A 9,826-nucleotide genomic window follows, 5' to 3' on the forward strand; every position below is an offset into this window, starting at 1 on the left:
ACCAACCGGCTGACCCCCTGTTCGACCATCGTCACGCCGAACAGCCGGTGCATCCGGCTCATTGTCACGGCATTGTGCGTGACGATCAGATAGCGCGTCTGCGTTTCGCGCGTCATCGCGTCGAGCAGCCCACAAAAGCGTTCGATATTGGCATCGTCGAGCGGCGCATCGACTTCGTCGAGCACGCAAATCGGCGCGGGGTTGGTCAGGAACAGCCCGAAGATCAGCGCGACCGCGGTCAGCGCCTGTTCGCCACCCGACAGCAGCGTGAGCGACTGCAGCTTCTTGCCCGGCGGCTGCGCCATGATTTCGAGCCCGGCTTCGAGCGGATCGTCCGAATCGATCAATTCGAGATGCGCCTGGCCACCGTTGAACAGCGTCGTGAACAGCCGCCGGAAATGCCCGTCGACCGCCTCAAACGCCGCCAATAACCGCTGCCGCCCCTCACGGTTGAGCGTGCCGATTGCGCCGCGCAGCCGGTTGACCGCCAGCCCCAATTCCTCGCGCTCGGCGGCGTTGCCGACGCTGGCCGCCTCGAGTTCGGCGAGTTCGGTTTCGGCGACGAGATTGACCGGGCCGATCCGTTCGCGATCGACCAGCAATTTGTCGTGGCTCGCCGATTCCGCGCCCGGCTCGCGCACCTCGGCGCCATCGAAGCCGACGCGCTCGGGGAGCAGGACCGACGGGCATTGGAAGCGTTCGCCCGACAGGCGATTCATCTCGACCCGGCGCAATTCCTGATTTTCCGCGCGTGCCGCAGCGCCGGCGCGCGCTTCGCGTGCTTGCGCCAGCGCTTCGCCGGCGGCGGACGCGACCGTCTCGGCCTGGCGTAGCGCGGTCTCGGCGGCGCGCTCGGCCACCGCCGCCGCCTCGGCCGCGGCGCGCGCGGCCATATGCGACGCTTCGAGCCCGACAATCTCCGCCGCCAGCGCCTCGGGCCGTCCCTGCAACGCCGCCGCCTCGTCCGCCAAATCACCGTCGCGCGTGTCCATCTCGGCGATCCGCCGCGCCGCCTCGCCCGCGCGGCCGCGCCAGCCTTTGGCCTCTGCCGTCATCGCGGCGAGACGTTCGCGCGCCGCGCTCACATCGCGGTCGAGCCCGGCGCGCTCGGCGCGCGCGGTCGCGATCGCACTGCGCCGCGCATCGGCTTCACCCGACAGCGCCTGCACCCGGCCGCGCGTCGCGCTGCCATCGGGGAGCGCGGCCTGCGCCGCCGTCGCGCGTGCGACTTCGGACGCGGCCTCGTCCTGTTCGGCAACGGTGCGTTGCTGACGCGCGGCAAGATCGGCGCGCTGCGCCTCGATCCGCTCGATCGCGGCGGTCGCGCGGTCCTCGGATCGCGCCGCCTCGCGTGCGGCAGCTTCGGCCTGTTCCAGCGACCGCCGCGCCGCCAGCGCCGCCGCGCGCGCGGCGGCGATCGCCGCGTCGATCCGCGCGAGTTCGCCGTCCGCCGCCGCCACTGCATCGACCGCTGCCGGCCGCGCCGCCTCGATCGCGCGCAGCCGGTTGATCCGTTCGAGCCGCTCGGCCGCCGCCGCCCCGCCCGATTTGGCAACATAGCCGTCCCAGCGGCGCAGCACGCCCGCCATCGTCACCAGCCGCTGCCCGACCGCGAGCGCGACACCCTCATCCGTATCGCCCACGAAAACCTGTGCGAGCCGCCGCGCGAGCGCCGGGGGTGCTGCGACGTGGCGCGCAAGCGCAACCGTGCCATCGGGCGCGGCCGGATCGCCCGGCGCAACATCCGCCCCCGCCCAAAAGCGCTCGCCCGCCGGATCGAGCCCCGCCTCCAGATCGTCGCCGAGCGCCGCCGCCAAGGCGCGCTCATAGCCGGAATCGGGCCGGAGCTGATCGAGCAGCCGTTCGCGCCCGTCGCGCCGCGTTGCCTTGGTCAGTGCCACCGCTTCGCTGTCGAGCGCCGACAAATCGGCATGCGCCGCCGCCCGCGACGCCTGCGCGCGGTCACGCTGATCGATGCTCCCGCGTTCGTCCGCATCGGCACGCGTCAGCGCCGCGCGCGCATCCTCGATTTCGCGCAGCGCTTGCGCCCGCGCTGCTGCGGCTGCTGCGCGCTCGGCCAGCAACGGTGCCGCATCCCCCAGCGCTGCGACCTCCGCCGTCACGCGCGCCAGATCGCGCGCGCTGCGCTCCGCCCGCACGCGTGCCGCCGCCAGCGCCGCCTCGGCCACGCGCGCATCGGCCGCCTCGGTTGCTTGGAGCCCAAGCGCTTGCGCCAGCGCCACCTCGGCATCGCGCCCGGCGCGCTCGGCCGCGTTCAGCCGCGCCTCCAATTCGGGCACGCGCGCGACGGTTTCGGTGAGCCGCGTCTCGATCGCCTTGGTCTCCTCGGCCAGCCGCGCAATCGCCTCGGCGGCATCGCTGGCGAGCGACCCCTCGCGCGCGCGATCTTCGGCCAGCCGCAGCCGCGCCGCCGCCACTTCGCTCACGCGCCGCGCCGCCGCCGCTTGTTCGGCGCGCAAGCCGCCGAGCCGATGCCCCGCCTCGCTCGCCGCTTCGCGCAGCCTTTGCGCGGCCTGGCGCGCCTCGGCCGAGGCTTCGCTCGCCGCCAAACAATGCGCCGCCGCCGCGCGCTGCGCCTCGGCCGCCGCGCTGACTCGCGTCTCGCACTGCGCCGCCGCCGCCTTGGCGGCATCCGCCGCATCCTGCGCATCGCGCCAGCGCGCGAAGATCAGCCGCGCTTCCGCTACCCGAATCTGCTCGGACAGCGCACGATAGCGCTCGGCCTGCCGCGCTTGCCGCCGCAGCGCATTGGCGCGCGCATCCTGATCGGCAATCAGCTCGTCGAGGCGGGTGAGATTGACCTCGGTCGCGCGCAATTTCTGCTCGGCATCACGGCGGCGTACGTGGAGGCCCGCAATCCCGGCGGCTTCCTCGAGCATCGCGCGGCGTTCGGCCGGTTTGGCGGAGATGATCGCGCCGATCCGCCCCTGGCTGACCAAAGCGGGCGAATGCGCACCCGTCGCCGAATCGGCGAACAGCAACGCCACATCCTTGGCGCGCACATCGCGCCCGTCGATCCGGTAGGCCGAGCCCGCCCCGCGCTCGATCCGGCGGACGATCTCGCTTTCTTCGCCCGCCGCCTCGATCAGCATCGCGACTTCGGCGAAATCGCGCGCGGGCCGCGTGTTGGTACCCGCGAAGATGACATCGTCCATGCCCGCGCCGCGCATCGACTTGGCCGACGTCTCCCCCATCGTCCAGCGCAGCGCTTCGAGCAGATTGGACTTGCCGCAGCCATTGGGCCCGACGATCCCGGTCAGCCCGGGCTCGATCCGCAAGTCAGCCGCGTCGACGAAGCTCTTGAACCCCGACAATCGCAACCGCTTGATTTGCACGCGTCAGGCCCCCCGCCCGGCTTCCCGGCTCAGCCGCCGGAGCGCTTGAGCACCGAGTCGAGCTGCGGCCATGCCGCGCCGGTCGGGCTTAATACCACCGGCGTGCCGTTGAGGATGAAGGTCGGCGTGCTGGCGACCTTATAATCGTCATTCGCCTTGGCGGTGGCCTTGGTCAGCGCATCGAGCTGGCCGGCATCGTTCAGGCAGGCGCGCGCCTTGGCTTCGGGTACGCCACGCTGCTTGACGAAATCGAGATAGCCCAGCCCCTCGGCAAAGGCGGTGGCGATTGCGGCGGGGGTGGCACCCGGCATCGCCTGAATCCGCTGCCCGACCGCCTGTTCGTTGGCGAGCAGCGTCTGCTGGTTCGCCATCATCTGATCGAGCAGCGGGAAGAACACCGCTTCATCGACGCAGTGACCGAGCAGGATCGGTGCGACGTCGAGTGGGCCGTGGATCGGGTAATCGCGGAATTCGAACGAAACCTTGCCCGTCGCGATGTATTTTTCCTTGAGCAACGGGAAACCCTCGGCATCGAACTGCGCGCAGAACGGACACGCGCGCGAGCCATATTCGACCAGCTTGAGCGGCGCATCGGGGTTGCCCATGCGATAGCCGAAATCGGGTGTCTTGACGACGGTTTCGATCCAGCTCTTGCCCGCGGGTGCCGCCTTCGCCGCGACCGGCGCAGCGGCGACGACGTTGCCGCCAGTGTTGCCGCTGCCGCACGACGCAAGCGCGACGGCAGCCAGCAGGACGACGGGGAAGGACAATTTCATGGCAGACACTCCAGACAGAAAGATTATTTCGCACCCGCGGCGCGCAGCACCGGTTCCAGCCCGGTCCAGTCGACCACCTTGTCAGCGACGACGCCGTTGACGATGAAGGTCGGGGTGCCGGGAATGGTATAGGCTGTGTTGGCGGCGGCGGCCTGCGCGACAATCGCATCCAGCGCCTTGCGATCGGCGAGGCACGCTTTCGCGCGCGCGGCCGGCAACCCCGCCTTCACGATGAAATCGGTATAGCCATAGAATTCGCCGAGATACGCCGCGACCGCATTGGGCGGCAGTTTCTGCAATTCCTCCTGCTTCGCCTGCGGAATCTCACCGGGACGACCAATCAGCGCGCGCTGGTTCGCCATCATCCCGTCGAGCAACGGAAAAAACGCGCGGTTCGGCACACAGCGACCAAGCAGGATCGGCGCGAGATCAATCGCGCCGTGGATCGGATAATCGCGGAATTCGTAGGAGACCTGACCGGTCGCGACATAGGCCTTGGTCAGCAATGGCGCGCCGCCCACGGTGAACGCCGCGCAGGTCGGGCAGGTCCGCGCGCCATATTCGATCAGCTTCACCTTCGCCGCGGGATTGCCCATCCGCATCCCGCCCTCGGGTGTGCGCACGACAGTGTGGACCCAGTCGGGCCGCGCTGCGGCACGCTTTGCGGGTGCCGCCTTCTTGACCGGGGCGGCCTGTGCCGCCGGAACCGCCAGGATCGCCGCCGCGAAGACCGCCGTCACAAGCCGCTTCATTCCTCCACTCCCATCACCGGCGCGCCGCGCGATGCCGCGACGCCCGCCGCAAGCGCCTCAAGCACTGCCTTTAATTCCGGATCGGCAATCGTGCGGAGACTCGCGCCGAGCTCGACCGGCACGGGCCGGAGCGACGGCGGCGCGGCGCGCGGCGCGGGAACCGGCACATCGCCCTGGCGGATCTGCACGCGGGCGACGGCGGCATAACCGAAGAAGCGGTTGACGCGTTCGATCACTTCGGGCGCGATATGCTGCATCATCGTTGCATGCGCCCCGCGCACCACAAGATTGAGCGTCCCCCCGGTGCGTTCGCCCTGCGGAAACCGGATCGATTCGGGCGTCGACACCCCGGCGTAGCGCGGCCCGACAATCTCGCCCCAGCGGCTGACCACCGCGCTTTGCACAAAGCCGAAGCGACGGAACGCCGCGCGTCCGGCGTCGGGCAGCAGCTCCGCGACCGAGCGCGCACGCCCGCCGCGCGGCTTCTCAACCGATGCCCGATTCACTGGGGGGGCGGAGGGGCCGCGTTTGCTCATCGCGCCGTCCATGCCATAGGCGGGGCGTGTCCGCCAAGCGCCCATCCGAAATCGCTGCAAATCTGCTCTCCTGGTATGACGCGCACGCCCGCGCGCTGCCGTGGCGTGCCGCTCCCGGAAGCAACGCGCCCGATCCGTACCGCGTGTGGCTGTCGGAGATCATGCTCCAGCAAACCACCGTCGCCGCCGTCACACCGCGCTTCGCCGCGTTCGTCACGCGCTGGCCGAGCGTCGAAGCACTCGCGGCGGCGCCCGAGGCCGATCTGATGGCGGCCTGGGCGGGGCTCGGTTATTATGCCCGTGCGCGCAATCTCCACGCCTGCGCGCGCGCCGTGGTCGAGCGTGGCGGCTTCCCGGCAACCGAAGCGGGCTTGCGCGAACTGCCCGGGATCGGTGCCTATACCGCCGCCGCCATCGCCGCGATCGCCTTTGGCGAGCGTGCGGTGGTGGTCGATGCCAATGTCGCACGCGTCGTTGCGCGGCTGTTCGTGATTGCGCAGCCGCTCCCCGCCGCAATGCCCGCGTTGCGCGACGCGACCGATACGATCACGCCCGACGCACGCGCCGGGGATTTCGCGCAAGCGATGATGGACCTGGGATCGTCGATCTGCACCCCGCGCAGCCCGCATTGCCTCGGCTGCCCGCTATCGGCCGATTGCGTCGCTTACCGCGCCGGCAACCCGGAAGGCTTCCCCGTCAAACCCGCCAAGGCCGCCAAGCCGCAACGCTACGGCACGATCTTCTGGGCGGAGGAGGCGGGCAAGGTCCTGCTCGTCACCCGCCCGCCGCGCGGGCTGCTCGGCGGGATGCGTGCGCTGCCGACCGGGCCGTGGGCCGATACGCCCCCTGGCCTCGCCGATCCGCCGTTCGACGCCGATTGGCGGATGCTGCGCGACACCGTCGCGCACGTCTTCACGCACTTCCGCTTGGAACTGGCGCTTGCGGTCGTGCGCGCAGATGGGCATGTCGCGGTCGGGGCATGGTGGCCCCTGACCGAGCTCGACTCGGTCGGGCTACCAACCGTTTTCGCCAAGGCGGCGGCAGCGATCAGGAGAGCGACATGAAGATTTTCCGGCACGTCTTTTCGACCACCGCATTCGCCGTGTTGCTCGCCGGCACCGCGCTCGCCGGCCAGGCCGTACGACAGGAAGTGTCGTCGCCCGCACCCGTCGCGGCCCCAGCCAAATCGCGCACCCTGCCCGCGACGCAGGCGCTGTTCGACTCCTACGTTGCAACCGACAAGATGCCGGGCATCGTCGGCGGCTTCGGCGTCGGCGATTTCCCGACGCAGTTCGTCCGCGCGGGCAAGATCAGCGACACACCCGACGCGCCAGCCGCCGGGCCCGACAGCCTGTGGCGAGTCTATTCGATGACCAAGCCCGTCACCGCCACCGCGGCGATGATCCTGATCGAACAGGGCAAGATCGGCCTCGACGATCCGGTTTCGAAATATATCCCCGAGTTCAAGACCATGCGCGTCGTCGATGGCCCGACCGGGCTCGCCAGCCACCCCGCGACGCACCCGATCCTGATCCGCAACCTGCTGACGCATACCGCCGGGCTGGCCTATGCACCGATCTTCAGCCGACCGGTCGACAAGGAGTATCTCCGGCTCGGGCTGGTCCCGGCGATGTCGGATGCGGCGAGCGAGGCACAGGCTCGCCCACTGCGCCCCCGCTCGCTCGAAGCCTTCGCCAAGGCAGTCGCCGCGCAACCGCTGATTGCCGAGCCGGGGACGGTGTGGAGCTATTCGATCGGACTCGACATCATGGGCCGCGTGATCGAGGTCGCCAGCGGCGAGCCCTTCGACGGCTTCGTCCAGCGGCATATCTTCGATCCGCTCCAGCTGCGCTCGAGCTTCTGGACGGTGCCGCAGCGCGACGCGGCGCGGCTTGCCACCAACTATACGCTGCTCTCCGATCGCCGCGTCGCGCTCGATCCCGGCGCGACCTCGGTCTGGCTCCAGCCACCGACCTTTCCCTATGGCGGTGCCGGTCTGGTGATGTCGGCGCGCGACTATGATCGTTTCCTGCACATGCTGCAGAACAAGGGCAGCATTGGCCGCGTCCGCGTCATGAAGCCAAAAACCGCCGAGCTGATGATGTCCAACCTGCTGCCAACGGGTGTCAGCTACACCAATCAGGGATCGACCAACGGCACAACCGGGTTCGGCGCGGGCGGATCGGTCGTGCTCGAGGATTCGCCCGGCGGCGCGCCCAAGGGCACCTATGCCTGGGGCGGGGCGGCCGGATCGAAGGCGTGGGTCAACCCGATCACCAGGACGCGCGGCACGATCATGGTCAATTACTTTCCGGGCGAGAAATATCCAGTGCTCAAGCAAACCATGGCTGCGCTGCTGACCGACGCCGCGCACGCCAAGTGATCGCACCTGGCTTTACCGGCGGCATGCTCGATCGTGCCGATACGCTGCGCCACGATGCCGACGCGCTCGCGGCGGCGCAGGGTGACTGGCGCGCACGGCTGTTGAAGCTCGACGCGTTCATGCCCGAGTTGATCGGCGACGGCCTGCTCGGCTGGACCACGCTTGCCGATGCACCCGACGATGCCGAACTCGTCCTGCTCGGCCTCGACGACGCGAAGCGCCCACATTTCGCCGCTTACACGCCCGGAATGCGCGCGCCGGCGGGCCGGTCGATGCGGCTGTTCGGGATGCTCGATGCCTTCGCGCCGGGCGAAGCGGCGACCTACGCCGCCGCGCGCAGCGTGCTCGACTGGCATAGCCGCCATCAGTTCTGCGCCAATTGCGGGCACCAGACCGCGATGTTCCGCGCGGGCTGGGGCCGCACGTGTCCGAATTGCCAGGCCGAGCATTTCCCGCGCGTCGATCCGGTCGTCATCATGATCGCCGAACATGACGGCCGCGCGCTGCTGGGCCGCCAGCCCGCTTTCCCGCCGCGCCGTTACTCCGCGCTCGCGGGGTTCCTCGAACCCGGCGAATCGATCGAGGAAGCCGTCGTGCGCGAGATCATGGAAGAAGCGGGCGTGCGCGTATCGAATGTGCGCTATATCGCCAGCCAGCCCTGGCCCTTCCCCTCCTCGCTGATGATCGCGTGTGTCGGCATGGCCGAGGATGACGCGATCACGCTCGACACGCATGAACTCGAAGATGCGATCTGGGTGGAACGCGCTGTCGTGCGCGCGGTTCTGGCGGGGGAAGACGGCCCGTTTCTGCCGCCGCCACCTTACGCCATCGCGCATACCTTGCTAACGGCGTGGGCCGCGGGGCACGACTAAGCCCGAAAAGGTATACGAATGACCGATATCAACGTTAACATTCAGGCGATCGCCGAAGCCAAGGACCTGTTCTGCCCGAAAGTGACCTGGGTCCATCACTGGACCGAGACGCTGTTCAGCTTCCGCATCGAACGCCCGCAAAGCTTCCGCTTCGTCTCGGGCGAATTCATCATGATCGGGCTCGGCACGCCCGAGGGCAAGCCGCTGATGCGCGCTTACTCGATCGTCAGCCCGGCATGGGAGGACCATCTCGAATTCTTCTCGGTCAAGGTGAAGGACGGCCCGCTCACCTCGCGGCTGCAGCATCTGCAGGTCGGCGATCACATCCTGCTCGGGCGTAAACCCACCGGCACGCTCGTTCCCGATGCGCTAGAACCGGGCGAGCATTTGCTGATGATCGGCACCGGCACCGGCCTCGCGCCCTTCCTCTCGGTGCTGCGCGAGCCCGACACGCATGAGCGCTTCGGCCATATCGTCATCGCGCACACCGTGCGGCAGAAGGAAGAGCTCGCTTATCACGCGCTGCTCGAGGAAGACATTCGCAGCGACGAGATTTTCGGCGAACTGCTCAAGGACCGCTTCACCTATTATCCGACCGTGACGCGCGGCAGCTTCCACCGCCAGGGCCGCGTCACCGACCGCATCCGCGACGGCCGCTTCGCCGCCGATGTCGCCTTGCCGGCGGGCGATCTGAGCACGACGCGCTGGATGATCTGCGGCTCGATCGATTTCAACCGCGAGATGATCGAGATTCTGGAAGGTACTGGCTTGCGCGAGGGCACGCGGAGCAATCCGGGGCAGTTTGTTGTGGAGCGTGCTTTCGTCGGGTGAGGGGGTTGGGGGTTCAAGCACCCCTCCCCCCGTTCGTGTCGAGCGAAGTCGAGACACCCCGCACACCGGGTGGAAAAGGTTTCTCGACTTCGCTCGACATGAGCGCGAATGCCGATGAATCAAACCACCCCCCGTTCGGGCTGAGCTTGTCGAAGCCCCGCGTGCCACAAACACCGCCTAACGTGTTGCACGCTGCCCTTCGACAAGCTCAGGGCGAACGGTGGGGGTGTCCTACACCCTCATCCTCTGTCAGCATCGCCCAGCAACGCTCTTTGACAGAATTGGCACTTCGAGAAATCCGGGCGCAAACCGTGCCCGCC

8 protein-coding genes are annotated in these 9,826 nt (G+C 68.8%); 4 read left to right on the plus strand and 4 right to left on the minus strand.

Features of this window, described 5'->3' with window-relative positions; translation table 11 throughout:
• From ABWP09_RS01315 to ABWP09_RS01330, 4 genes are all read right to left on the minus strand, one after another.
• Positions 1 to 3,356, minus strand: a 3,356-nt coding sequence (locus ABWP09_RS01315) for a chromosome segregation SMC family protein (protein WP_353203363.1), incomplete at its 3' end; no start/stop codon positions are given.
• 29 nt (positions 3,357 to 3,385) lie between these two features.
• Positions 3,386 to 4,132 (minus strand): thioredoxin domain-containing protein, encoded by a 747-nt coding sequence (locus ABWP09_RS01320; RefSeq protein WP_353203364.1) that lies wholly within the window; start codon positions 4,130 to 4,132, stop codon positions 3,386 to 3,388.
• Between the two features lie 23 nt (positions 4,133 to 4,155).
• Positions 4,156 to 4,884, minus strand: coding sequence for a thioredoxin domain-containing protein (locus tag ABWP09_RS01325; RefSeq protein WP_353203365.1), 729 nt, complete (start codon positions 4,882 to 4,884; stop codon positions 4,156 to 4,158).
• Entirely contained in the window at positions 4,881 to 5,432 is a 552-nt protein-coding gene (locus tag ABWP09_RS01330) for a DUF721 domain-containing protein (protein ID WP_353203366.1), read from the minus strand. Before ABWP09_RS01330 ends, ABWP09_RS01325 begins: the two co-directional genes overlap by 4 nt.
• A 50-nt stretch (positions 5,433 to 5,482) precedes the next feature.
• On the opposite strand from ABWP09_RS01330, the gene ABWP09_RS01335 reads away from it, so the two are divergent.
• Genes ABWP09_RS01335 through ABWP09_RS01350 form a run of 4 tightly spaced genes read left to right on the plus strand, consistent with a single transcriptional unit; the run spans position 5,483 to position 9,506 of the window.
• Complete coding sequence (locus tag ABWP09_RS01335) at positions 5,483 to 6,484, plus strand: A/G-specific adenine glycosylase (RefSeq protein WP_353203373.1); 1,002 nt, start codon at positions 5,483 to 5,485, stop codon at positions 6,482 to 6,484.
• Positions 6,481 to 7,803, plus strand: a complete 1,323-nt coding sequence (locus ABWP09_RS01340) for a serine hydrolase domain-containing protein (protein WP_353203367.1) — start codon at positions 6,481 to 6,483, stop codon at positions 7,801 to 7,803. The genes ABWP09_RS01335 and ABWP09_RS01340 overlap by 4 nt, the downstream gene beginning before the upstream one ends.
• Positions 7,804 to 7,826: 23 nt before the next feature.
• Positions 7,827 to 8,675: an NAD(+) diphosphatase gene (nudC, locus tag ABWP09_RS01345; protein WP_353203368.1), complete on the plus strand. Its 849-nt coding sequence runs from the start codon at positions 7,827 to 7,829 to the stop codon at positions 8,673 to 8,675.
• A gap of 18 nt (positions 8,676 to 8,693) precedes the next feature.
• Positions 8,694 to 9,506, plus strand: coding sequence for a ferredoxin--NADP reductase (locus ABWP09_RS01350; protein WP_353203369.1), 813 nt, complete (start codon positions 8,694 to 8,696; stop codon positions 9,504 to 9,506).
• The last annotated feature ends 320 nt before the right edge of the window (positions 9,507 to 9,826 follow it).

Origin of the sequence: Sphingomonas sp., from assembly GCF_040398505.1 — a bacterium.
In the GTDB taxonomy this organism is placed as follows: domain Bacteria; phylum Pseudomonadota; class Alphaproteobacteria; order Sphingomonadales; family Sphingomonadaceae; genus Sphingomonas.